The organism is Streptomyces cinerochromogenes (genome assembly GCF_014648635.1).
Taxonomy (GTDB): Bacteria; Actinomycetota; Actinomycetes; order Streptomycetales; family Streptomycetaceae; genus Streptomyces; species Streptomyces cinerochromogenes.
The window spans coordinates 21257-45234 of sequence record NZ_BMRM01000016.1 but is presented as its reverse complement, the minus strand read 5'-3'; the positions used below and the strand labels follow the sequence as shown (position 1 = coordinate 45234).

General features: G+C 72.1%; 20 protein-coding genes. 4 read left to right on the top strand and 16 right to left on the bottom strand.

Annotated features, from left to right (window positions below):
• Window positions 1-43: 43 nt before the first annotated feature.
• The 16 genes from IEZ20_RS28040 to rsmH form a co-directional block, all read right to left on the bottom strand.
• On the bottom strand, window positions 44-1195 hold the full coding sequence (locus IEZ20_RS28040) for a DivIVA domain-containing protein (protein ID WP_189303764.1): 1152 nt from the start codon (window positions 1193-1195) through the stop codon (window positions 44-46).
• 54 nt (window positions 1196-1249) lie between these two features.
• Window positions 1250-1540, bottom strand: a complete 291-nt coding sequence (locus tag IEZ20_RS28035) for a YggT family protein (protein ID WP_059248823.1) — start codon at window positions 1538-1540, stop codon at window positions 1250-1252.
• A gap of 59 nt (window positions 1541-1599) precedes the next feature.
• Window positions 1600-2241, bottom strand: coding sequence for a cell division protein SepF (locus IEZ20_RS28030; protein ID WP_055633826.1), 642 nt, complete (start codon window positions 2239-2241; stop codon window positions 1600-1602).
• A gap of 128 nt (window positions 2242-2369) precedes the next feature.
• Window positions 2370-3089, bottom strand: a complete 720-nt coding sequence (locus IEZ20_RS28025; RefSeq protein WP_189303762.1) for a YggS family pyridoxal phosphate-dependent enzyme — start codon at window positions 3087-3089, stop codon at window positions 2370-2372.
• A gap of 6 nt (window positions 3090-3095) precedes the next feature.
• Entirely contained in the window at window positions 3096-3824 is a 729-nt protein-coding gene (pgeF, locus tag IEZ20_RS28020) for a peptidoglycan editing factor PgeF (protein WP_189303760.1), read from the bottom strand.
• A complete protein-coding gene (gene ftsZ, locus IEZ20_RS28015; RefSeq protein WP_189303758.1) occupies window positions 3821-5035 on the bottom strand; it encodes a cell division protein FtsZ in 1215 nt (404 codons plus the stop codon). Before ftsZ ends, pgeF begins: the two co-directional genes overlap by 4 nt.
• Before the next feature lie 279 nt (window positions 5036-5314).
• A complete protein-coding gene (locus tag IEZ20_RS28010; protein ID WP_189304045.1) occupies window positions 5315-6109 on the bottom strand; it encodes a cell division protein FtsQ/DivIB in 795 nt (264 codons plus the stop codon).
• A gap of 29 nt (window positions 6110-6138) precedes the next feature.
• Window positions 6139-7227 (bottom strand): undecaprenyldiphospho-muramoylpentapeptide beta-N-acetylglucosaminyltransferase, encoded by a 1089-nt coding sequence (gene murG / locus IEZ20_RS28005; protein ID WP_189303756.1) that lies wholly within the window; start codon window positions 7225-7227, stop codon window positions 6139-6141.
• Between the two features lie 6 nt (window positions 7228-7233).
• Window positions 7234-8601, bottom strand: a complete 1368-nt coding sequence (gene ftsW / locus IEZ20_RS28000; protein WP_189303754.1) for a putative lipid II flippase FtsW — start codon at window positions 8599-8601, stop codon at window positions 7234-7236.
• Window positions 8602-8668: 67 nt separating this feature from the next.
• Window positions 8669-10117: a UDP-N-acetylmuramoyl-L-alanine--D-glutamate ligase gene (gene murD / locus IEZ20_RS27995; RefSeq protein ID WP_189303751.1), complete on the bottom strand. Its 1449-nt coding sequence runs from the start codon at window positions 10115-10117 to the stop codon at window positions 8669-8671.
• Entirely contained in the window at window positions 10099-11169 is a 1071-nt protein-coding gene (mraY, locus tag IEZ20_RS27990; RefSeq protein ID WP_189304042.1) for a phospho-N-acetylmuramoyl-pentapeptide-transferase, read from the bottom strand. Before mraY ends, murD begins: the two co-directional genes overlap by 19 nt.
• A complete protein-coding gene (locus tag IEZ20_RS27985; protein WP_189303749.1) occupies window positions 11169-12584 on the bottom strand; it encodes a UDP-N-acetylmuramoyl-tripeptide--D-alanyl-D-alanine ligase in 1416 nt (471 codons plus the stop codon). The genes mraY and IEZ20_RS27985 overlap by 1 nt, the downstream gene beginning before the upstream one ends.
• Before the next feature lie 28 nt (window positions 12585-12612).
• Complete coding sequence (locus tag IEZ20_RS27980; RefSeq protein WP_189303747.1) at window positions 12613-14268, bottom strand: UDP-N-acetylmuramoyl-L-alanyl-D-glutamate--2,6-diaminopimelate ligase; 1656 nt, start codon at window positions 14266-14268, stop codon at window positions 12613-12615.
• Window positions 14269-14299: 31 nt separating this feature from the next.
• Window positions 14300-16261, bottom strand: a complete 1962-nt coding sequence (locus IEZ20_RS27975; RefSeq protein WP_308434699.1) for a peptidoglycan D,D-transpeptidase FtsI family protein — start codon at window positions 16259-16261, stop codon at window positions 14300-14302.
• A 5-nt stretch (window positions 16262-16266) separates the two neighbouring features.
• Window positions 16267-16803: a cell division protein FtsL gene (gene ftsL, locus IEZ20_RS27970; protein ID WP_189303743.1), complete on the bottom strand. Its 537-nt coding sequence runs from the start codon at window positions 16801-16803 to the stop codon at window positions 16267-16269.
• Between the two features lie 67 nt (window positions 16804-16870).
• Entirely contained in the window at window positions 16871-17827 is a 957-nt protein-coding gene (rsmH, locus tag IEZ20_RS27965) for a 16S rRNA (cytosine(1402)-N(4))-methyltransferase RsmH (RefSeq protein WP_189303740.1), read from the bottom strand.
• A gap of 358 nt (window positions 17828-18185) precedes the next feature.
• Between rsmH and IEZ20_RS27960 the strand changes: the two genes are divergently transcribed.
• From IEZ20_RS27960 to IEZ20_RS27945, 4 genes are all read left to right on the top strand, one after another.
• Window positions 18186-18734, top strand: coding sequence for a beta-class carbonic anhydrase (locus tag IEZ20_RS27960; protein ID WP_189303738.1), 549 nt, complete (start codon window positions 18186-18188; stop codon window positions 18732-18734).
• Window positions 18735-19034: 300 nt separating this feature from the next.
• Entirely contained in the window at window positions 19035-20111 is a 1077-nt protein-coding gene (locus IEZ20_RS27955) for an AAA family ATPase (RefSeq protein WP_373303979.1), read from the top strand.
• Window positions 20111-21472, top strand: a complete 1362-nt coding sequence (locus tag IEZ20_RS27950) for a DUF58 domain-containing protein (protein ID WP_189303734.1) — start codon at window positions 20111-20113, stop codon at window positions 21470-21472. Before IEZ20_RS27955 ends, IEZ20_RS27950 begins: the two co-directional genes overlap by 1 nt.
• Window positions 21469-23853 carry a transglutaminase TgpA family protein gene (locus IEZ20_RS27945; protein ID WP_189303732.1) on the top strand — a complete coding sequence of 795 codons (2385 nt, stop codon included), beginning with the start codon at window positions 21469-21471 and terminating at the stop codon, window positions 23851-23853. The genes IEZ20_RS27950 and IEZ20_RS27945 overlap by 4 nt, the downstream gene beginning before the upstream one ends.
• The last annotated feature ends 125 nt before the right edge of the window (window positions 23854-23978 follow it).

The following is a 23978-nucleotide window of genomic DNA, read 5'->3' as shown; positions in this document are numbered from 1 at the left end:
CAGACGCTGCCGACGCCGTTGTCGTACCGGTCTCAGTGACCCGTCAGTTGTCGTCCTCGTCGATCAGGAACCCACGCATCGGCGAGGGAGCCTGGCCCATCGGGGACGGACCCTGCGGACGGACCGGGGCCATCGGCTGGGTCATGGCCGGGGTCATCTGCTGCTGACCGCCGTAGGACGGCGCGGACGGGGCGGGCGAGCCGCCCATCGTCTGGTTGCCGCCGTAGGACGGGGCGCTCGCGCCGGCCGGGGCCATGGAGGGCGCCGGGGACGGCGGCAGGGACGCGGTGGCCGGGGTGCGCGGCGGCGCCAGCGAGTCGTCGGCCTGGGTCTCCAGCTGACGCAGCTGCGACTCCAGGTACGACTTCAGGCGGGTGCGGTACTCGCGCTCGAAGCCGCGCAGGTCCTCGACCTTGCGCTCCAGCGTGGCGCGGGCGGACTCCAGGGAGCCCATGGCGACGCGGTGCTTCTCCTGCGCGTCCCGCTCCAGGGCGTCGGCCTTGGCACGGGCGTCACGCTCCAGACCCTCGGCGCGGCTGCGGGCCTCGCCGACGATCTTGTTGGCCTCGGAGCGGGCCTCGGCGATCGCCTGGTCGGCGGTCTGCTGGGCCAGCGAGAGGACACGGGCGGCGCTGTCGCCACCGGGGCCCTGACCGGGGCCGCCCATCGGACCGCCCATGGGACCACCCATGGGACCGCCCATCGGGCCGCCCATCTGCTGCTGCATGGGCGGCTGGCCGCCCATCGGGCCCTGGCCCATCGGACCCTGGCCCATGGGGCCGGGACCCTGCGGGCCGCCCTGACCGCCGGGGCCGGCGGGCAGCTGCGGGGCACCGCTCGGCAGCTGGGGCGGACCACCCATGGGGCCGCCCATCTGCTGCTGCGGCGGGCCCGATATGCCGGCGGGCACCGGCGCGCCGGGACCTCGCATGCCCTGCTGCTGGTGCTGCTGGTGCTGCTGCTGGTGCTGCTGCTGGTCCTGCTCCGGGGGCTTGCGCGCGTTCTGCTGGTTCTGCGCGGCGGCCCGCGTGGCCGCGGCCAGTTTGGCGCGCAGGTCCTCGTTCTCGCGGAGCAGACGGGTCAGTTCGGCTTCGACCTCGTCGAGGAAGGCATCGACCTCGTCCTCGTCATAGCCTTCTCGGAGGCGGACGGTCGTGAACTGCTTGTTCCGCACGTCCTCGGGGGTCAACGGCATCTCTTCACCTCAACGTAGTCATCGGCAGTCGGCAAGACCGGATCGTCCCCACGCTCACCTCACGAAGCTCTGCGCGATGGAGATGAGAATGTAGACGATGATCATCAGTACGAAGAAGGACAGGTCGAGCGCCACGCCCCCGAGACGCAGCGGCGGAATGAACCGCCGCAGAAGCTTCAGCGGTGGATCGGTGACAGTGTAGGTGGCCTCCAGTACGACCACCATCGCCTTGCCGGGTTGCCACGAGCGGGCGAACTGGAAGACGTAGTCCATGACCAGCCGGAAGATGAGCACGACGAGGAACACCATCAGCGCGATGTAGATCACCTGCGCGAACACGCTCATGGCCTGTGGTTCCCTCTCCCCTGTCCATGCTCTTCCGTGCTTCAGTCCGGTCGTACGTCTCAGCTCTGGTTGAAGAACCCGCCCTCTGCGATGCGGGCCTTGTCCTCCGCCGTGACATCGACGTTAGCAGGAGACAACAGGAACACCTTCTGCGTCACCCGCTCGATGCTGCCGTGAAGACCAAACACCAAACCGGCCGCAAAGTCGACAAGTCGCTTCGCGTCTGTGTCATCCATCTCAGTCAGATTCATGATCACCGGGGTGCCCTCACGGAAGTGTTCCCCGATGGTACGGGCCTCGTTGTAGGTCCGCGGGTGAAGCGTGGTGATCCGGTAAGGCTCTCGTTCGGACACGACCTTGGGCATGATCACCGGTGCGTTCTTCTCCAGGGACTGACGTTCTTGTGTGATGGATGCCACGGGCGCGATGCGCGCCGGGCGTCCGGATTCCGCGGCGAGCGAAGCCGAACGGGCCACCGGCTCGCGAGGCGCGGGCGGTTGCACGATTCGCACCTCTTCGTCCCTTTGGGACTGATGTGCGCCGTGCGACTGGTGTGACGGTTCGTGCCGTCGGTGGTCCCGCTCCGGCTCCGGGTCCAGTTCGGGCTCGAAGTCGTCGTCGGGGTCGAATCCGCGGCCGTCGTACCCATCGTCCTCCACGAGGCCGAGGTAGACCGCCATCTTGCGCATCGCGCCGGCCATGCTCTGAGTCCTCCGCTCTGTGGTGGATCGACTGACGACTGCCAAGTGCCCGCGATCCACGTGGTCCTTGCGCCCGCCTTGGCGCGCATTGACCATATTTTCTGCTGTGGTCCGACTTCCTGGCGACGTTACCCGAGCCTGGGGCGGACTCCGAGTACCGCGGTGCCGACGCGCACATGTGTCGCCCCGGCTGCCACGGCCTGTTCGAGGTCCGCGCTCATCCCTGCCGACACCATGGTTGCAGCCGGATGAGTTCGGCGCAGGTCGGTCGACAAATCCATGAGCCGCTCGAACGCCGCCTGTTCGCGCCCCGCGTACTCCCCGGTGAGCGGAGCGACGGTCATCAGCCCGTCGAGCCGCAGTCCGGGCGCCCCGGCGACGAGGTCGGCCAACTCTTCGATTCCTTCCGGGGCCACGCCACCGCGCTCGCCCCTGCCGCCCGCACCGGCGTCGAGCGCGACCTGGACGAGGCAGCCCACCTCCCGCTCCGCCCGCACCGCCTCCTTCGACAGCGCGGTGACGAGCCGGGACCGGTCGACGGACTGCACGACATCGGCGTAACCGACCACGGAACGCACCTTGTTGGTCTGCAACTGACCGACAAAGTGCCACACAAGGGGCAGATCCGCGCAGGCGGCGGCCTTCGGGGCCGCGTCCTGGTCCCGGTTCTCGGCGACATGGCGCACACCGAGTTCCGACAGGATCCGCACATCGCTCGCCGGGTAGGTCTTGGTGACCACGATGAGGGTCACCTCCTCACGTGCGCGCCCGGCCGCCGCGCACGCGGCGGTGATGCGCTCCTCCACCTTCGCCAGGTTCGCGGCGAGTTCGGTCTTACGGTCCGTCATGCCCCATCAGTCCAGCCAGACGTAGCCCGCGAGCCGACCGGTGGTGCGGTCGCGGCGGTACGAGAAGTGGTCGTCCGACTCCAGCGTGCACACCGGCGCCTGCGCCCGGTCGCACACCCCGAGCCGGTCGAGCTGCGCGTGCACCCCGGCGCTCACGTCGACCGCCGGCGTGCCCCAGCTCGTTTCGGCGTGCGCCGCCGGCTCCACCGCGGCCACCTCGGCGCGCATCGCCTCCGGCACCTCGTAGCACCGGCCGCAGACGGCCGGTCCGGTGCGGGCGACGATCCGGGCCGGCTCGGCCCCGAGTTCGGTCATGGCCCGTACGGCGGCGGGAACGACTCCCTGCACCAGGCCGGGCCGGCCCGCGTGGACCGCGGCGGCGACCCCGGCGACGGGGTCCGCCAGCAGCACCGGCACGCAGTCGGCGGTGAGGACGGCGAGGGCGAGTCCGCGGCGGGCGGTGACGATCGCGTCGACCTCCGGCACGGGCCGGTCACCCCACGGCTCGTCCACCACGGCGACGTCGGCGCCGTGCACCTGGTTCATCCAGACGACGCGGGCGGGGTCCAGGCCCAGCGACTCGGCCGCCAGCTCCCGGTTGCCCCGCACCGCCTCGGGCGCGTCGCCGACCGCGCCGCCGAGGTTCAGCTCCTCATACGGAGCGGCGCTCACCCCGCCCCACCGGTCGGTGAAGGCGAAGTGCGCGCCGCTCACGCTCTCGTGCTGTCCTATCACTTGAGGAAGTCCGGGACGTCCAGTTCCTCGGCCGCGCTGTCCGAGTAGGCGGGCCGCGGGGCCGGCGTGATCGGCGGGGTGACCGGGATGTCGGCCACCGGCTCGGGCGCCGGCTCCGGCTCCTCCTTGGGCTTGACGCTGCCCAGCGAGCCGAAGGACGGGCGGCTGGGCTCGCTCGGGCGGGCCGGGGCGGGCTCCTCGCGGCGGGCGGAGGCCGAGCCGGAGGAGGCCGAGCCGAGCACGTTGTCCCGGCGGGCCGGCGGCTGGCCGCCGTCGAAGCCGGCCGCGATCACGGTGACCCGGACCTCGTCGCCGAGGGCGTCGTCGATGACCGCGCCGAAGATGATGTTGGCCTCGGGGTGGGCGGCCTCGCTGACCAGCTGGGCGGCCTCGTTGATCTCGAAGAGGCCGAGGTCGGAGCCGCCGGAGATGGAGAGCAGCACGCCCCGGGCGCCGTCGATGGACGCCTCCAGCAGCGGCGAGGAGATCGCCATCTCGGCCGCGGCCACCGCGCGGTCGTCGCCGCGGGCCGAGCCGATGCCCATGAGGGCCGAACCGGCCTCGGACATGACCGACTTGACGTCGGCGAAGTCCAGGTTGATCAGGCCGGGCGTGGTGATGAGGTCGGTGATGCCCTGGACACCGGAGAGCAAGACCTGGTCGGCGGACTTGAAGGCGTCCAGGACCGAGACCTGGCGGTCGGAGATGGACAGCAGCCGGTCGTTCGGGATCACGATGAGGGTGTCGACCTCTTCGCGCAGTTCGGCGATGCCGTCCTCGGCCTGGTTCGCGCGCCGCCGTCCCTCGAAGGTGAACGGGCGGGTGACCACGCCGATGGTGAGGGCGCCGAGCGAGCGCGCGATGTTGGCCACGACGGGGGCCCCGCCGGTGCCGGTGCCGCCGCCTTCACCGGCCGTCACGAAGACCATGTCGGCCCCCTTGAGGACCTCCTCGATCTCCTCGCGGTGGTCCTCGGCGGCCTTGCGGCCGACGGCCGGGTTGGCTCCGGCGCCGAGTCCGCGGGTGAGTTCGCGGCCGACGTCGAGCTTGACGTCGGCGTCGCTCATCAACAGCGCCTGTGCGTCGGTGTTGATGGCGATGAACTCGACGCCCTTGAGACCGACCTCGATCATCCGGTTGATGGCATTGACACCACCGCCGCCGACACCGATGACCTTGATGACTGCGAGGTAGTTCTGCGGTGCTGCCACGTCGAAGGCCTCTCGCCTCGAATTACGTTGTCGCCGCCGGGCGGTGCCCCGCGCCGGGACGACGGATGCCGAATGGGACGGTCCGTAGCGCCGACCCGAACCCTAACCCTGAAGTTTAGGGTTACCAGTGTGTCTGTTCCCTGGAGTCTTCTGAACAGGACACTAAGTCGACAAGTGGCGCCCGTTCAACGAACACGCCGAACCTCCCGTTTTTCTTTTCACCCTATGTGATCAGCCATAGCAGTGCCCAACCAGGGTGCTGGCCTGCGCTGATGTGCGTCAACTCCCCGATGACGCAGGGGCGGTGGGAACGCTGACATCGAAGTGCCGCGCGCCGGGAGCTGCTTTCATGAGAGCCGTGAGGGCCCGCGCCTTGGCGCGGCCGTTCTCGCCGCTGCCCCATGCCACCGTGCGGCCGTCGCCCAACTCCAGCGCGATGGCGTCGTAGGAGCGGACGCGGACGGTCCGGGTGGCCCGTGACACGGCGCCGGGCAGGTCACCGGCGACCCGGACGGCCTCGCGCACCAGACGGTCCCTGCCGAAGCGCCGGAAGCTCGCGGCGCCCGAACCGGTCCGGGAGACGGACAATTCCAGCATCGGAACGCCGGTCGGCGCCTGCGAAACCGTGGCGAACCGGACGCCTTCGTCATCGACTTCGACGAAGTTCCGTCCCTTTCGGACAAGCAGAACCGGAGTGCGCTCGATCACTTTCAGGCCGATTCCATGGGGCCAGGAACGAACCACATCTACGGTGTCAATTCGGGGCAATTTCCGGCGAAGTCGGGCTTCGATGCCCTCCGTGTCGACGGAAATCATCGGCTTCCCGACGGGCACGGCCGCCGCCGCGCGCACCTCGGCGGGGGTCAGCACGCGCGTGCCCGACACCGAGACGTGCGTGACGCGCAGCCACCGCGAGCCGTACAGGGCCCAGCCGGAACCGGCCGCTAGGAGCACCAGAACGGCGGCCAGGATGACAATCGTACGAAGGCGGGGCCGTCTGGGCCCGCGGGCGGGCGGCGGGCCGGACGACTCCTGCTGGCGTTCACCGCGCTCGGCGGTGGAGGGTCCGGCCACGCTGCTCACTGCCCTTTCGTCATACGGTCCTATCGGCGTGAGGCGATCGCCTCGTACACCATGCCGACGAGCAGGTCGTCGGCGTCCCGGCGGCCGAACTCGCTTGCCGCGCGGGACATCTCGTACAGCCGGTGCGGGTCGGCGAGCACGGGCAGCACGTTCTGCTGGACCCACTCGGGCGTCAGCTCCGCGTCGTCCACGAGGAGTCCGCCGCCGGCCTTGACCACCGGCTGGGCGTTGAGCCGCTGTTCGCCGTTGCCGATGGGCAGCGGGACGTAGGCGGCCGGGAGTCCGACGGCGGAGAGCTCGGCGACGGTCATCGCGCCCGCGCGGCAGAGCATCATGTCGGCCGCGGCGTACGCGAGGTCCATCCGGTCCAGGTAACTTACCGGGATGTAGGGGGGCATCCCCGGCATCTGCTGCACCCGCGGCAGTTCGTTCTTCGGGCCGACCGCGTGCAGGATCTGGATGCCGGCCTGCTGCAGCCAGGGGGCGACCGCCTGCGTCACCTCGTTCAGCCGGCGGGCGCCCTGCGAGCCGCCGGAGACCAGCAGCGTGGGCAGGTTCGGGTCCAGACCGAAGCGGTGGCGGGCCTCGGGCCGGACGGCGGCGCGGTCCAGCGTGGCGATGGAGCGGCGCAGCGGGATGCCGATGTACCGGGCGTCACGCAGCTTGCTGTCCGGGGTGGAGACGGCGACCCGGGCCGCGTACCGCGAGCCGATCTTGTTGGCCAGACCCGGGCGGGCGTTGGCCTCGTGGATCACGATGGGCACGCCGAGGCGCTTGGCGGCCAGGTAGCCGGGCAGCGCGACGTAGCCGCCGAAGCCGACCACGCAGTCCGCCTTGGTGCGCTCCAGGATCTGCTCGGCGGCCTTGATCGTGCCGCGCAGCCGGCCCGGGACGGTGATCAGCTCGGGGGTGGGCTTGCGCGGCAGCGGGACCGCCGGGATCAGCGCCAGCTCGTAGCCGCGCTCCGGGACGAGCCGGGTCTCCAGGCCGCGCTCCGTGCCCAGGGCCGTGATCCCCACGCTCGGGTCCTGCCTGCGCAGGGCGTCCGCGAGGGCGAGCGCGGGCTCGATGTGGCCGGCGGTCCCCCCACCGGCGAGTACGACATGCACCGAAATTCACCGCTCTCCGGACGAACGCGCCGTTTGGGCACGCCGTCGCATCGTGTTCCATCTCCGAGGCCCCCGCTCGGCACCGGAGCCTCCCGCCCGCTTTCTACCAAAGCGAGGTTGCCGCATCGCAAGCGCCGCCCGCGCAGCGGGCTCGTCGCGCGCGAAGGCGATCAGCAGCCCGATGGCGAACATGGTCGGCAGCAGGGCGGACCCTCCGTAGGAGAACAGCGGGAGCGGGACGCCGGCGATCGGCAGCAGGCCGAGCACCGCACCGATGTTGATCACCGCCTGGGCGGTGATCCAGGTGGTCACGCCTCCCGCGGCGTACCTCACGAAGGGGTCCTCCGTGCGTCCGGCCACGCGGATACCCGCATAGCCTAGAGCCGCGAACAGGGCGAGCACCGACAGCGTCCCCGCGAGGCCCAGTTCCTCACCGGTGACGGCGAAGATGAAGTCGGTGTGGGCTTCCGGGAGTTGGCCCCATTTTTCCACACTCGCGCCGAGTCCGGAGCCGAAGAGTCCGCCGGAGGCGAGGGCGTAGATCCCGTGCACGGCCTGCCAGCAGTCGGCGACCCCGGTCTTCGGCTCGGTGGCGCCGATGCAGGCGAGCCGGGCCATCCGGTTGGGGCTGGTCTTGATGAGGGTCACACCGATCAGGCCGGCCACGGACAGCACGCCCGCGAACAGCCGGGTCGGCGCCCCCGCGAGCCACAGCAGGCCGAACAGGATCGCCGTGAGGATGATCGCGGTGCCCATGTCGCCGCCGAGCATGATCAGCCCGAGCAGCAGGAAGGCGACCGGGACCAGCGGCACCAGCATGTGCTTCCACTGGGTCAGCAGCTTCCGCTCCTGCTTGCGGGCGATCAGGTCCGCGCCCCACAGCACCAGGGCGAGCTTGCCGAACTCGCTCGGCTGGATCTGGAAGGAGCCGCCGAGGGAGATCCAGTTCTGGTTGCCGTTGACCGCCATCCCTATCCCGGGAACCTGCACCAGGGCCATCAGGAAGACGGCGCCGGCGAGGATCGGGTAGGCCAGCGCCCGGTGCAGTTTCACCGGCATGCGGGAGGCGACGAACAGCAGTGCGCCGCCGATCAGCGCGGCGAGGGCCTGCTTGCGGAAGAAGTACGACCCGGGCAGCGAGAGCTGGAGCGCGGTGATCTGGGAGGCCGAGTAGACCATCACCAGGCCCAGCACGGTGATCAGCACGCTGCCGCCGACGATCAGGTAGTAGGCGGTCAGCGGCCGGTCCCAGGCCCTGCGCGCACGCGTGGAGAGCCGTTGGACCGGGTTCTCCCGCGGGGGCCGGGGAACGGCGGGACGGGGGCGCCGGGACGCCCGCTGCACGGGCGGCTTCCCGGTACGGCTACTGGGCATCGGCGCCTCCGCTGAACGTCGACCGTCCCACGCGTCCCTCCCAAGATCCGCCCGGCGGGCGGCCGGGTCAGGCTCCGGCTTCGAGTTCGCGGACCGCCGCCGCGAACGCGTCACCGCGCTGGTTGTAGTTGGTGAACATGTCCATGGAGGCGCAGGCCGGGGCCAGCAGCACCGTGTCGCCGGGCTGAGCCAGCCGCTTCGCTTCCGTCACCGCCTGGAGCATCGCCCCAGTGTCGGTCCGGTCGAGGTCGACCACGGGTACTTCCGGCGCGTGTCGCGCGAGGGCGTCCCGGATCAGGGCGCGATCGGCACCGATCAGGACGACTCCGCGCAGCCGCTTCGCCGCCCCGGCGACCAGCTCGTCGAAGGTCGCGCCCTTCGCCAGACCGCCCCCGATCCACACGATCGACTCGTACGCCGCCAAGGAGGCTTCCGCGGCGTGGGTGTTGGTCGCCTTGGAGTCGTCCACGTACGCGACGCCGTCGATGCCGGCGACGAGCGCGATGCGGTGGGCGTCCGGGCGGAAGGCCCGCAGACCGTCCCGTACGGCCGTGGCGGGCACCCCGAAGGCGCGCGCGAGGGCCGCCGCGGCAAGGGCGTTGGCGATGTTGTGCGGGGCCGGCGGGTGGACGTCGGAGACCTCGGCCAGCTCCTGGGCGTTCCTGTGCCGGTCCGCCACGAAGGCCCGGTCGACCAGGATGCCCTCGACCACGCCGAGTTCGGAGGGCCCGGGCGTGCCCAGGGTGAACCCGACGGCCCGGCAGCCCTCCTCGACGTCGGCCTCGCGCACCAGGTCCTCGGTGGCCTTGTCGGCGGTGTTGTAGACGCAGGCGACCTTGTTGCCCTCGTAGATACGGCCCTTGTCGCGCGCGTACGCCTCCATGGAGCCGTGCCAGTCCAGGTGGTCCGGGGCGATGTTGAGGACCGCCGCGGAGTGCGCCCGCAGGGAGGGCGCCCAGTGGAGCTGGTAGCTGGACAGCTCCACGGCGAGGACGTCGTAGCGCTCCTCGCCGAGGACCGCGTCCAGCAGGGAGACGCCGATGTTGCCGACGGCGGCCGTGCGCAGGCCCGCCGCCTTCAGGATGGAGGCGAGCATCTGGACGGTCGTGGTCTTGCCGTTGGTGCCCGTGACGGCCAGCCAGGGGGCCGCGTCGGGGCCCCGCAGCCGCCAGGCCAGCTCCACGTCGCCCCAGACGGGTACGCCCGCCTCCTCGGCCGCCAGGAACAGCGGCTTGTCGGGCTTCCAGCCGGGCGCGGTGACGATCAGCTCGGTGCCCTCCGGCAGGGTGGCCCCGTCGCCGAGGCGCACGGTGATGCCGAGCGCCTGGAGTTCCGCGGCCTGTTCGCGCGCGCGTGCGTCGTCGCCGTCGTTGACGACCGTGACGATCGCCCCGCGCGCGTGCAGCGCCTTGGCCGCCGGGATGCCGGAGACACCGAGTCCGGCGACGGTGATGCGCTTGCCCTGGAAGTCGGAAGGCCCAGAAGGCACCGAGGAGGTCACTTGTCCGCTGCCCATCCCGCGTAGAAGAGGCCCAGTCCGACGATCACACAGATGCCCTGGATGATCCAGAAGCGGACCACCACCAGGACCTCGGACCAGCCCTTGAGTTCGAAGTGGTGCTGGAGCGGTGCCATCCGGAAGACGCGCTTGCCGGTGAGCCGGAAGGAGCCGACCTGGATGACGACCGACATGGTGATGAGGACGAACAGGCCGCCCATGATGGCCACCAGCAGCTCCGTGCGGGAGAGGATGGCCAGGCCCGTCAGCACACCGCCGAGGGCGAGCGAACCGGTGTCGCCCATGAAGATCTTGGCGGGCGAGGTGTTCCACCACAGGAAGCCGAGGCAGGCGCCCATCAGCGCGGAGGCGACGACCGCGAGGTCGAGCGGGTCGCGGACCTCGTAGCAGGCGCCCGGGTTGGTCAGGGTGCCCGCGTTGGCGCAGGACTCCTGGAACTGCCACACCCCGATGAAGGTGTAGGCGCCGAAGACGAGGACGGAGGCGCCGGTGGCGAGGCCGTCCAGACCGTCGGTGAGGTTCACGCCGTTCGACATCGCGAGGATCATGAACAGCGCCCAGACCACGAACAGCACCGGGCCGATCGACCAGCCGAAGTCGGTGATGAACGACAGCTTCGTGGAGGCGGGGGTGTTGCCGCGGGCGTCGGAGAACTGCAGCGACAGCACCGCGAAGGCGATGCCGACGATCAGCTGGCCGGCCATCTTGGCCTTGGCCCGCAGACCCAGCGAACGCCGCTTGACGATCTTGATGTAGTCGTCGAGGAAGCCGACCAGGCCCATGCCGAACATCAGGCCGAGGACCAGCAGACCGGAGTAGGTCGGCGCGTAACCGGTGATGAGCTTGCTCAGGAAGTACGCGGCGATCGTCGCCAGGATGAAGGCGATACCGCCCATGGTCGGCGTACCGCGCTTGCTGGCGTGCTCGCGCGGGCCGTCGTCACGGATGTACTGGCCGTAGCCCTTGCGGGCGAGAAGCTTGATCAGCAGCGGGGTGCCGACCAGCGTCAGGAAGAGGCCAATGACTCCCGAGAACAGGATCTGCTTCATCATCGGGCGGCAACCTCACCCTCGGCGCCGGTCTCGACGAGCGCCTGGGCGACACTCTCCAGACCCACCGACCGGGACGCCTTCACGAGTACGACGTCCCCCGGGCGCAACTCGCTGCGCAACAGGTCGATCGCCGCCTGTGCGTCGGACACGTGCACCGACTCCTCACCCCACGAACCCTCGTTATATGCGCCCAATTGCAGCCAGGAGGCCTCAATCCCCCCGACGGCGACGAGCTTGCTGACGTTGAGCCGGACGGCGAGCCGTCCGACGGCGTCGTGCTCGGCGAGCGCCTCGTCCCCCAGCTCGGCCATCTTGCCGAGCACCGCCCACGTGCGGCGCCCCTTGCCCATGGCCGCGAGTGCCCTGAGGGCGGCCCGCATGGACTCGGGGTTGGCGTTGTAGGCGTCGTTGACGATGGTCACGCCGTCCGGGCGCTCGGTGACCTCCATGCGCCAGCGGGAGAGGGAGCCCGCCTCGGAGAGCGCGGTGGCGATCTCTTCCGCGGACATGCCCAGCTCATGGGCGACGGCGGCCGCGGCGAGCGCGTTCGACACGTGGTGCTCACCGTACAGGCGCATGGTCACATCGGCTGCACCGGAGGGTGTGTGAAGCCTGAAGGCGGGCTGTCCGCTGTCCGTGAGTCGTACGTTCTCGGCGCGTACGTCCGCTTCGGCCGACTCTCCGAAAAGGACCACCTTCGCCTTGGTACGGGAGGCCATGGCGCGCACCAGCGGGTCGTCGGCGTTGAGGAGGGCGGCACCGCCCTCGTCCGCCGGCGGCAGCGCCTCGACGAGTTCCCCCTTGGCCTGGGCGATCTGCTCGCGGCCGCCGAACTCGCCGATGTGGGCGGTGCCGACGTTGAGCACCAGGCCGATCCTCGGCGGGGTGAGGCCGGTGAGGTAGCGGATGTGCCCGATGCCGCGGGCGCCCATCTCCAGCACGAGGAACTTCGTCTCCTCGGTGGCGGACAGGGCGGTCAGCGGCAGCCCGATCTCGTTGTTGAGCGAGCCGGGCGTGAACACCGTCGGCGCCTTGCGCCGGAGCACCTGCGCGATGAGGTCCTTGGTGCTGGTCTTGCCGGCCGAGCCGGTCAGGGCGACGAGGGTCGCGCCGAGCCGGTGTACGACGTGCCGGGCGAGGGCGCCGAGGGCCGTCTGGACGTCCTCCACGACGATCGCGGGGACGCCGACCGGGCGGGACGCCAGCACGGCGGCCGCACCGGCCGCGACGACCTGCGCGGCGTAGTCGTGGCCGTCCACGCGCTCGCCGACGAAGGCGGCGAACAGGCTGCCGGGCACCACCTCGCGGGAGTCCCGGACGACCGGACCCGTGACCTGGACGGACGGATCCGGTATGTCGTGCGTCTGCCCGCCGACGACTGCTGCGATCTCGGCGAGGGAGAGGGCGATCACAAGTTCATCCCCTGGGTCTTCTGGATTTTCATCCCTGGGTGTTCTGGATGGCTTCGCGGAGCACCTGGCGGTCGTCGAAGGGACGGATCACGCCGGCGATGTCCTGGCCCTGCTCGTGGCCCTTGCCCGCGACCAGCACGGTGTCGCCGGCCTGGGCACGGCCCACGGCGGCGGCGATGGCGGCGGCCCGGTCCTCGAAGAGGAGCACCTCGCCGCGCTCGTGCGCGGGCACGGAGGCCGCGCCCCGGAGCATGGTGGCGAGGATCGCGAGGGGGTCCTCGGAGCGGGGGTTGTCGGAGGTCAGTACGGCCGTGTCGGCGAGCCGGGCCACGGCGGCGCCCATCGGGGCGCGCTTGGTCTCGTCGCGGTCGCCGCCGCAGCCGAGGACGACGTGCAGCCGGCCCTTGGTGACCTTGCGCAGCGCCTTGAGCACCGACTCGACGGCGTCGGTCTTGTGGGCGTAGTCGACCACCGCGAGGTAGGGCTGGCCTGCGTCGACGCGCTCCAGACGGCCCGGGACGCCGGGTACGGCGGCGATGCCGTCGGCGGCGGCCTGCGGGTCGAGGCCGGCCGCGGCGAGGGCGACGACGGCGGCGAGGGTGTTCGCCACGTTGAAGGGGCCCGGCAGCGGCGACCTGGCGTGCACGCGCACGCCGTCGGGGCCGAGCACGGTGAACGTCGAGTCCATGGGGCCGATCTGGACGTCCTGGGCGCGCCAGTCGGCGTCGGGGTGGCCCTCGGCGGAGAAGGTGACGACCGGCACGGTCGCCTCGCGCGCGAGGCGGCGGCCGTAGTCGTCGTCCACGTTGACCACGCCGAGTTTGCTGCGCCGCGGCGTGAAGAGCTGTGCCTTGGCCCGGAAGTAGTCCTCCATGTCGGAGTGGAACTCCATGTGTTCCGGGCTGAGGTTGGTGAAGACGGCGATGTCGAAGACGCAGCCGTCGACCCGGCCGAGGACCAGGGCGTGGCTGGAGACCTCCATGGCGACCGCCTCGACGCCGTCTTCGCGCATGACGGCGAACAGGGCCTGCAGGTCGGTGGCTTCGGGGGTGGTGCGCTCGGACTTGATCCGCTCGTCGCCGATGCGGATCTCCACCGTGCCGATGAGTCCGGCGGGCCGGGACGCGTCCAGGCCGCCCTTGACGAGATAGGCGGTGGTGGTCTTGCCGGAGGTGCCGGTGATGCCGATCTGGAGCAGGTCGCGGCCCGGGTGGCCGTAGATGGTGGCGGCCAGCTCCCCCATCCGCGCGCGCGGGTCCGCGAGGACCAGGACGGGCAGTCCGGTCGCGGCGGCGCGCTCGGCGCCCGTGGGGTCGGTGAGCACGGCGACGGCGCCGAGGCCCGCGGCCTGGGCGACGAAGTCCGCGCCGTGCAGACGGGCGCCCGGGAGGGCGGCGTACAGGTCGCCGGGGCGGACGGCGCGCGAGTCGTGGGTGATCCCCGTGATCGCGGCGGCGCCCTCCGGCGCGGTGACACCCAGCTGGTCGGCGAGCTCCGCGAGAGGGATGGCGGGGAGCCGCGTCGGCCTGGGCAGTCCCGGATAGGTCACGGGTTGGCTCTTCTGGGTGGTTTGGGACTGATCAGCGTGTGGCACGGCGGTGAGCGTACCGGGCGCACCCGCTCCGGAGCGAAGTGAGGGGCTCTCGGACCTGTGGTTCCCGGGGTCGGGAGTGATCGTTGTCACGAGCTGGTTCCTGGTGTTTCCGTGGTGCCGATCAGGGCTTGTACTCGACGGGCAGGCTGGCGGCCTTGGCCCCGGTCGGCGGGATCTGGAGGGTCTTCAGGGCGAACTCCATCACCTGCTTGTAGATGGGGCCGCAGATCTGGCCACCGAAGTAGTTGCCCGAGGTGGCGTTCTGGATGGCGCAGTAGACGGTGATCCGCGGGTTGTCGGCGGGGGCGAAACCGGCGAACGACGAGGTGTAGCCGCGGTAGCGGCCGGTGGCCGGATCCACGCGGTTGGCCGTGCCGGTCTTGCCCGCGACCCGGTACCCCGGGATGCGGGCCTTCACGCCGGTGCCCTGCTCGTCGTCGACGACGGACTCCAGCATCTGGGCGAGGCTCTTGGCGGTCTTCTCGCTGACGACCCGTGTCTGCCGGGGCTTGGGGGCCGGGGTGAAGCGCCCGTCGGCGCCCTTGGTGCCGCGCACCAGAGTGGGTTCGACACGGACGCCGCCGTTGGCGATGGTCGAGTACACGGAGGCGGCCTGCATGGCGTTGATGGAGAAGCCCTGGCCGAAAGGGATCGTGTACTGCTGAGAGGTGGACCACTTCTGCGGCGGCGCGAGGATGCCGGGCGTCTCGCCGGGGAAGCCGAGGCCGGTGTAGCCGCCGATGCCGAACTTGCGCAGGTACGTGTAGAGGACCTTGTTGGCCTCGGGCTGGCTCTTGGCGAGTTCGCCGGCGGCCAGGATGGTGCCGATGTTGCTGGACTTGGCGAGCACGCCGTTGAGCGTGAGGTACCAGGTGCGGTGGTCGATGTCGTCCTGGAAGAGGCGGTCGCCGCGGTGCAGCCGGTTGGGTACGACGACGTGGGTGAGCGGGGTCGCCACGTTCCGCTCCAGCACGGCCGCCATCGACATCACCTTGGCGGTGGAGCCGGGCTCGTAGGCGTCCTGGAGGGCCGCGTTGCCCATGGCGTCGCCGTCGGCCTTCGCCAGGTCGTTCGGGTCGAAGCCGGGCGAGTTGGCCATGGCCAGGATCTGGCCGGTGCGGGTGTCCTGGACGATGACGTAGCCGCGGTCCGCCTTGGAGTTCTTCACCTGCTCGGTGATGGCGTTCTGCGCCGCCCACTGGATGTCGCGGTCGATGGTCAGCTCGACGTCGGCGCCGGGCACGGCGGGTGTCTCGGTGGACCCGGCCGTCGGCACCTCGCGCCCGCCGGCCTGGGCGTACCGGACCTTGCCGTCCTTGCCGGAGAGCTGCTTGTCCAGCTGCTGCTCGATGCCGCCGCCGCCCTGGCCGTCGGCGTTGACCCAGCCCAGTATCCCGGCGGCCAGGTCGCCGTTGGGGTACACGCGCTGGCTGCTGGGGTCGGCGAAGACGCCGGCCAGCACGTTGACGGTGGTGTGGTCCGTCCCGGCCTTGTTGGCGAGCGCGGTCTTCAGGTCCTTGATCTGCTTCCAGACCTGGGGGGTCTGCCGGTTGGCGAGCCGGGTGTAGCGGGAGTTCCTGTTCTCCGGGCGCAGCTTCCTGACGAGCGCGGCCTGGTCCTGGCCGAGGATCGGGGCCAGCAGCGCGGCGGCCCGCTCCGGGCCGTCGGCGATCTTCAGCTGCCTGGGGCCGAACATGGTCGGGTCGGCCGTGATGTCGTAGGCGTCCTCGCTGACGGCGAGCGCGACCCCGTTGCGGTCGGTGATCTCGCCGCGCTCGGCGGCCAGGGTGTGCACCACGTACCGGTTCTGCTCGGCCCGCGCCGTGTAGGAACTGGCGTCGACGGCCTGGACCTGGAGCAGCCGGACGACGAAGGCGAGCAGCACCAGGGTCAGGGCGAGGCTGACCAGGCGCAGCCGGGGCCGGGGGCTGCCGAGCCGGAGGGGAGGCGAGACCGGGGGCCGGGTCCCGCCGGGGCGGCGCACCGGCCGGGCACCGGGCCCGGCCTGCCGCCGGACGGCACCCCGCGGCCGCGGAGGCTTGGCGGGCGCGGGCACACGGCGGCGCGGTTCCCTGTCGGACACTTCCGTCACCTGCCGGGGGTCGGGGTCGGGATGGGCTGGGAGAGGGCGGGCGGGGCCGGTGGGGCGGCGGCCGGGGCGGGGGCGCCCTGGGGCGGGGACGGCGGAGGGGAGGGCTGCGGGGTGGCGGCGAGGGGAGCGGCCGGGGGCAGCTGGGCGGGGGCGGTGAGGGCCGCGGGCTCGGGGGCGGCGGCGGGGACGCCCTTGACGGTGCCGTCGGGACCGAGGAAGGCCGGGTCGCCGCCGGGGACCATGCCGAGTTCGCGGGCGCGGCGCTGGAGGGCGTCGGGGGACGAGTAGGCGTCGATGTCCCGCTGGAGCGCCTGTTCCTGGTCGGTGAGGTTCTTCGTCTGCTTCTGCAGGTCGTCGAGTTCGAAGGAGCCCTCGCTGAGCGCGGAGTTCAGCACCAGCAGCCCGATCAGACCACCGCCGAGGAGCACGACGACGAGCAGGACGAACGGGGTACGGGCCGCCCGGGCCCGGCCGGCCGGGAGGAGCCGGGCGAGCCGGGCGGCCCTCCCCTTCAGCTCGGGTTTCCTGCTCACTGCTCCCCCGGTGCGTGGGGGCAGCCGCTTCCCCGGTGCGCGGGGGAGACCTTCCGACCCGTCTCGCTCACTCCACGTCCTCCCTGATGCGCTCGGCACCCCGCAGCCTGGCCGGCGCGGCGCGGCGGTTCTCGGCGATCTCTTCCTCGGTGGGAAGTTCGGCACCACGGGTGAGCAGCTTGAGCCGCGGCTGGTAGCGCTCGGGTACGACGGGCAGGCCGGGCGGCGCGGTGGAGGCGGCCCCGGCGGCGAACACGTGTTTGACCAGCCGGTCTTCGAGCGAGTGGTACGACAGCACGGCGATCCGCCCGCCGACGTCCAGCGCCTTCACGGCGGCCGGGATCGCCCGCTCCAGGACCGACAGTTCGCCGTTGACCTCGATGCGCAGCGCCTGGAAGGTGCGCTTGGCCGGGTTTCCGCCGGTGCGCTTGGCGGCCTGCGGCAGCGCGTCCCGGATGAGTTCCACGAGCCGCGCGCTGTTGCTGAACGGCTCCTTCTCCCGCTCCCGCACGATCGCGGCGACGATCCGCTTGGCCTGCTTCTCCTCGCCGTACGCGCGCAGGATCCGCACCAGTTCCCCGGCCGGGTAGGTGTTGAGCACCTCGGCGGCGCTGATCCCGGTCGTCTGGTCCATGCGCATGTCCAGCGGTGCGTCCTGCGCGTAGGCGAAGCCGCGGTCGGCCTCGTCCAGCTGCATGGAGGAGACCCCGAGGTCGAACAGCACGCCCTGCACGCGCGCGGTGCCGAGCCGGTGCAGTACGCCGGGCAGCTCGTCGTAGACGGCGTGCACGAGGGTGGCGCGGTCCCCGAACGGGGCCAGCCGCTCGCCGGACAGGCGCAGCGCCTCCTTGTCCCGGTCGAGGCCGATCAGCCGGGCCTCGGGGAACCGGGTGAGCAGTGCCTCGCTGTGCCCGCCGAGGCCGAGGGTGCAGTCGACGACCACCGCTCCGGGACGCTCCAGGGCGGGTGCCAGCAGGTCCAGGCACCGCTGGAGCATCACCGGGACGTGTCGACTCTGGCTCAAGGGGGCCTCTCAGTTCCGGCGGGCCCGTACGCACCGTCGGTCCCCCGAGCCGTACGTACGCGCCGCGCGCGCGGGGAGACCGGTCCGGGCGGCTGCCGGGGTCTCCGGGGGTTTCGTCAGCGGGAAGAGACCGACTCGTCTCCCGCTTTCGCGTCACTTTAGTCCACGCTGTCCCATGGTCAATCAACCGGCCTGCGCGTCGTGCACCGCGACACAGCGGGAACCGCGATTCGGGCCGGTCCACCCGTTCGGACCGGCTTTGCCCACCCTGTGGGTTAGCTCACAACAAGCCGCACTGACGTCCTTTGTCCCCTCTCGCAGCAGGCCGGAACGCTACGTGACCAGTAACGTCGTCGGTATGACGACTTCTGCGGCAGTACCCACTGGATCCGAAGGCGCCATACCTCCCGGCGATGCCGTGACCGACCGCCTCGTGGAGGCCAACCGGCACTACGCCGAGGCCTTCACCGACCCCGGCATGGACGCCCGTCCGGTGCTCCACGTCGCCGTCGTCGCCTGCATGGACGCCCGCCTCGACCTGCACAAGGCCCTCGGCCTGCAGCTCGGCGACTGCCACACCATCCGCAACGCGGGCGGTGTGGTCACCGACGACGTCATCCGGTCCCTGACCATCAGCCAGCGCAAGCTGGGCACGCGCAGCATCGTGCTGATCCACCACACGGGCTGCGGCCTGGAGTCCCTCACCGAGGACTTCCGCAACGAGCTGGAGATGGAGGTCGGCCAGCGTCCGGCCTGGGCGGTGGAGTCCTTCCGGGACGTGGACCAGGACGTGCGCCAGTCCATGCAGCGGGTGCGCACCTCGCCCTTCCTGCTGTACAAGGACGACGTCCGGGGCTTCGTCTTCGACGTGCGCACGGGCCTGCTGCGCGAGGTCGACCCGGCCTGACCCGGACGCAGGAGCGAACCGGCCGGCCGCCCCGCCCCCTGTCCCGCTCCGTGTCCGTCCGCTCCGCGTCCCGCCGTGCCCTGCCCTGCCGTCGCGTGTCGAAAATACGGCCGAAACTCCGTAAGACCGACATCGCGCGGGCAGTTGTCCACAGGCGAGTGACACGAATCGGTAACGGCAGCAAGAATGCGGGGTGTGACGTCACGCGGAACCGTTCCGGTGTGGTGTCCGTGTTTCGGGGTGGGCCGGTTTCGCAACGACAGAGCGTCGGCCCGGAATGAACGGGCCGAGGAGGGCCGGGTGACGACCTATGACGATCGAGCGAGCCATGGGGGTACCCCCACCGGAGTGAGTTCGAGGGTGGGGGATGATCTGACCGCGACGGTGGAGCGGGTACGGGGGTCGGTGGAGGGCGTGATCGAGGGGAAGCCCGAGGTCGTACGGCTCGCGCTGACCGTGCTGCTCGCCGAGGGCCACCTGCTGATCGAGGACGTCCCCGGAGTGGGCAAGACGATGCTCGCCAAGGCGCTGGCGCGGTCCATCGACTGCTCGGTGCGGCGCATCCAGTTCACCCCGGACCTGCTGCCCTCGGACATCACCGGTGTGTCCATCTGGGACCAGCAGCGCAGGGACTTCGAGTTCAAGCCGGGCGCCATCTTCGCGCAGATCGTGATCGGCGACGAGATCAACCGCGCCTCGCCCAAGACCCAGTCCGCGCTGCTGGAGTCCATGGAGGAACGGCAGGTCACCATCGACGGGCAGACGTACGAACTGCCCAGCCCCTTCATGGTGGTGGCCACCCAGAACCCGGTCGAGATGGAGGGCACCTACCCGCTGCCGGAGGCCCAGCGCGACCGCTTCATGGCCCGGGTCTCCGTCGGCTACCCGAGCGTCGAGGCCGAGCTGCAGATGCTCGACATCCACGGCGGGGTCAGCCCGCTGGAGGACCTCCAGCCGGTGGCGCACGCGCACGAGATCGTGAAGCTGGTCGAGGCCGTGCGCGGGGTGCACGTCTCCGAGCCGGTCCGGCGGTACGCGGTCGAGCTGGTCGCCGCCACCCGCACCCACCCCGACCTCAGACTCGGCGCCTCCCCGCGCGCGACGCTGCACCTGCTGCGCGCGGCCAAGGCGTCCGCGGCCCTGGCCGGCCGGGAGTACGCGCTGCCGGACGACGTCCAGGCGCTCGCCGTCGCCGTCCTCGCCCACCGCCTGCTGCCCACCGCCCAGGCCCAGCTCAACCGCCGTACGGCCGAGCAGGTCGTGCTGGAGATCCTGCAGCACACCCCGGTGCCCGCGGCCCCGGGCCAGCAGGGCGGCCTCGGCGGCCTGGGCCGGACCATCCCGGCCTATCCCCAGCAGCCGCCGCGGGGTCTGTGATGAGTTCCGGGGGGCCCGCGCCGGCCGAGGCCGACCGCGGGGAGACGAGCGGGGTGCGTACGGCCCTGGCGGGTCTCACCACCCGGGGCCGCTCCTTCCTCGCGGCCGGGATCGCCGCCGCCGTCTGTTCGTTCGTGCTGGGTCTGAGCGAACTGCTGCGGGTCGGCCTGCTGCTCGCCGTGCTGCCCCTGATCTGCGCCGCCGTGCTGTACCGCACCCGTTACCGGGTGGCCGCGAGCCGCCGTCTCGCCCCCGCGCGCGTCCCGGCCGGCAGCGAGGCCCGGGTGCACCTGCGCATGGACAACGTCTCCCGGCTGCCGACCGGTCTGCTGATGCTCCAGGACCGGGTGCCCTACGTCCTCGGCCCCCGGCCCCGGTTCGTACTGGACCGGGTCGAGCCGGGCGGTCGCCGCGAGGTCTCCTACCGGGTCCGCTCGGACCTGCGGGGCCGCTACCCGCTGGGCCCGCTCCAGCTGCGGCTGACGGACCCCTTCGGCATGTGCGAGCTGACCCGCTCCTTCTCGACGTACGACACCCTGACGGTGATCCCGCGCGTGGAGCCGCTGGCCCCGGTCCGCTTCGGCGGGGAGGCGCAGGGGTACGGCGACGGGCGGCAGCGCTCGCTGGCCCTGGCCGGCGAGGACGACGTGATCCCGCGCGGATACCGCTACGGCGACGATCTGCGCCGGGTGCACTGGCGGTCCACCGCCCGCTACGGCGAGCTGATGGTGCGCCGCGAGGAGCAGCCCCGGCGGTCCCGTTGCACGGTGCTCCTGGACACCCGGGGCGGTGCCTACGAGGGCGCGGGCCCGGACGCGGCCTTCGAGTGGGCCGTCTCCGGCGCCGCCTCGGTGCTGGTGCACATGCTGGAACGCGGCTTCTCGGTACGGCTGCTGACCGACAGCGGCAGCGCGGTGCCCGGCGAGTCCGGCGACGGCTTCGCCGGCAGCAGCCAGGAGACGGCGGACGCGGCCGGGCTGTTGACGGACACCCTCGCGGTGATCGACCACTCCGACGGCACCGGGCTGTCCCGGGCCTACGACGTGCTGCGCGGCGGCAACGAGGGGCTGCTGATCGCCTTCCTCGGCGACCTGGACGAGGAGCAGGCGACGACGGTCGCCAAGATGAGCCGGCGCAGCGGTGGCGCCGTCGCCTTCGTGCTGGACCCGGACGTCTGGACGCGGGAGGCGACCGACGTGCCCCGGCCGGGCGACCGGCACACGGAGCGGCTGCGGATGCTGCGCGAGGCGGGCTGGACGGCGCTGAGCGTGCCGCGCGGCGCCTCGCTGGACGAACTGTGGCGGCAGGCGGACCGGGAGCGCTCGGGCCTGGCCGCGGTGAACGGGGAGGCACGGGGATGAGCGGGCGGGCACGACTGGCGCTGTGCGCGGCGGCGGCCACGCTGATGGCCTCCTGCGCGCTGCTGCCCCTGGTCGCCGAGCCGACCTGGCTGCTGCAGCTGGTGCCGCTGGTGGCCGTGCAGACCGGGGTGGGCGCGGCGGCCCGCCGGGTGCCGCTGGGCCGGCCGCTGACCGTGGCGGCGCAGGCCCTGGTGACCCTGGTGCTGCTGACCCTGGTCTTCGCCCGGCAGCACGCGATCGCCGGGCTGGTCCCCGGCCCGGACACCTTCCGGTACTTCGCCGCGCTGCTCCAGCAGGGCGCGGACGACGTCAGCCGGTACGCGATACCGGCGCCGGTCACCGACGGCATCAAGCTGATGCTGATCGGCGGGGTGCTGGTCATCGGGCTGCTGGTCGACACGCTCGCGGTGACCTTCCGCAGCGCCGCCCCGGCCGGACTGCCGCTGCTCGCGCTGTACTCGGTGGCCGCGGGGCTGTCCGACGGCGGCGCCGACTGGCTGTGGTTCCTGGTGGCGGCGGGCGGCTACCTGATGCTGCTGCTCGCGGAGGGCCGGGAGCGGCTCGCCCAGTGGGGCCGGGTCTTCGGCGGCGCACCGCGCGCCCCGGGCGCCCCGGAGGCCGGTGCCGTGGCACCGGTGCGCACGGGACGGCGGATCGGCGCGGTCGCACTCGGCGTGGCCCTGATGGTGCCGCTCGCCCTGCCCGCGATGCACGGCGGCCTGCTGGACGCCGCCGGGACCGGCGTGGGGGCGGGAGGCGGCAACGGGGGCACGGTCTCGGCGGTCAACCCGCTGGTGTCGCTGCGCGACAACCTGAACACGAACGACGACCGCCAGGTGCTGTCCCTGCGCACCGACACGAACGACATCTCCGACCTGTACCTGCGGATCGTCTCCCTGGACGAGTTCGACGGCACCACCTGGACCCCGGCCCAGCGTCACATCGTCGGTGTGCCGGACCGGCTGCCCACGCCCGTCGGCCTCGGCGGCGACGTCAAGCGCGGCACCGTGCGCACCACGGTCCGGGCCGCGGACTGGTACGCCCAGAACTGGCTGCCGATGCCCTACCCGCCGAGCGGGGTGAAGGCCGGCGGCCGGTGGCGGTACGAACCCGTGGGGATGACCCTGGTCGGCGACCGGGGCCAGACCACCCGCGGCGAGACCTACGAGGTGACCAGCCTGGACGTGCGGCCGACCGCGCAGCAGCTGGCCGCCGCGCCCGAGCCGCCGGCCGCGCTGCAGAGCGAGTACACCAGGGTGCCGTCGTCACTGCCGAAGGTGGTGGAGCGCACCGCGAAGGAGATCACCGCGGGCGCCGACAACCACTACGAGGAGGCCGTCAAGCTCCAGGACTGGTTCGCCGTCACCGGGGGCTTCCAGTACGACACCTCGGTGAAGGTGGGCCGCGGTCCCGGTGCCATAGCGAACTTCCTGAAGCAGAAGGAGGGCTTCTGCGTCCACTTCTCCTTCGCGATGGCGGCGATGGCCCGCACTCTCGGCATCCCGGCCCGGGTGGCGGTGGGCTTCGCGCCCGGCACCCCGCAGGCCGACGGCACGATCGCGGTGAACCAGAAGGACGCGCACGCCTGGCCCGAGCTGTACTTCGAGGGCGTGGGCTGGACCCGGTTCGAGCCGACCCCGACCCGCGGCACCACCCCGTCGTACACGCAGCCGGACACGCCCGGCAGCTCGCTGCCGGAGGAGGTGCTGCCGTCCAAGGGCGCGTCCTCGGCGCCCTCGGCGGCGGCCTCGCCGAGCGAGAGCTGCGCCGGTGGGCTGCACCGGCTGGAGGCCTGCGACAGCCCGTCCGCGGCGGCGGTCCCGCACCGCGAGGACGGCGGTACGGACTGGTGGGGCTGGCTGCTGATCGGGCTGGGCGCGCTGGTGGTGCCGGCCCTGCCCCTGTCGCCGCTGCTGTGGCGGCGGCGGGTGCGCGCGCTGCGACTGGGCGGGCACGCCCGGACGGCGGAAGGTGCGGCGGCGCACACCCTGGCGGCCTGGCAGGAGCTGACGGACAGCGCCTGGGACCACGGCATCGCACCGGACGAGTCGCTGACCCCGCGCAGGGCCGCCGACCGGATCGTCCGGCTCGGGCGGCTCGACCCGGCCGCCGGCGGCGCCGTGCACCGGGTGGCGGGCGCGGTGGAGCAGGTGCTCTACGCGCCCCGGCCGCGCCCGGCGGCGGGAGCCGCTGAGGATGTGCGCCGGGCGGTCGAGGGGCTGCGGGCCACGGTGGGCACCGGGACGCGGCTGCGGGCGCTGTTCCTGCCCCGCTCCTCGGTCCGGGTGCTGTGGGCGGTGTCGGCCCGCTGGTCGGCGCTGCGGACCCGGGTCGCGGCGGCCCGGCCGACACTGCGCCGGCCGTCGAGGCAGCAGGGCTGAGCGTCGAGGCGGCGGCTCCGAGCGCGAGACGGCTGGGCTGGGCGTCGAGGCGGCGGCGCCGGGCGTCGGGGCCGCTGGGCCGACGGCACGCGTGAGGGGCGGCCACCGGATGGTGGCCGCCCCTC

Bases quoted from the DNA above. Each gene is read 5' to 3' on its own strand.
- IEZ20_RS28035 (WP_059248823.1), bottom strand. From the start codon at position 1,540: ATGAGCGTGTTCGCGCAGGTGATCTACATCGCGCTGATGGTGTTCCTC.
- IEZ20_RS27960 (WP_189303738.1), top strand. From the start codon at position 18,186: ATGACGACTTCTGCGGCAGTACCCACTGGATCCGAAGGCGCCATACCT.
- mraY (WP_189304042.1), bottom strand. From the start codon at position 11,169: ATGAAGCAGATCCTGTTCTCGGGAGTCATTGGCCTCTTCCTGACGCTG.
- IEZ20_RS27950 (WP_189303734.1), top strand. From the start codon at position 20,111: ATGAGTTCCGGGGGGCCCGCGCCGGCCGAGGCCGACCGCGGGGAGACG.
- IEZ20_RS28040 (WP_189303764.1), bottom strand. From the start codon at position 1,195: ATGCCGTTGACCCCCGAGGACGTGCGGAACAAGCAGTTCACGACCGTC.
- murD (WP_189303751.1), bottom strand. From the start codon at position 10,117: ATGGGCAGCGGACAAGTGACCTCCTCGGTGCCTTCTGGGCCTTCCGAC.
- IEZ20_RS28030 (WP_055633826.1), bottom strand. From the start codon at position 2,241: ATGGCCGGCGCGATGCGCAAGATGGCGGTCTACCTCGGCCTCGTGGAG.
- IEZ20_RS28025 (WP_189303762.1), bottom strand. From the start codon at position 3,089: ATGACGGACCGTAAGACCGAACTCGCCGCGAACCTGGCGAAGGTGGAG.
- IEZ20_RS27945 (WP_189303732.1), top strand. From the start codon at position 21,469: ATGAGCGGGCGGGCACGACTGGCGCTGTGCGCGGCGGCGGCCACGCTG.
- ftsW (WP_189303754.1), bottom strand. From the start codon at position 8,601: ATGCCCAGTAGCCGTACCGGGAAGCCGCCCGTGCAGCGGGCGTCCCGG.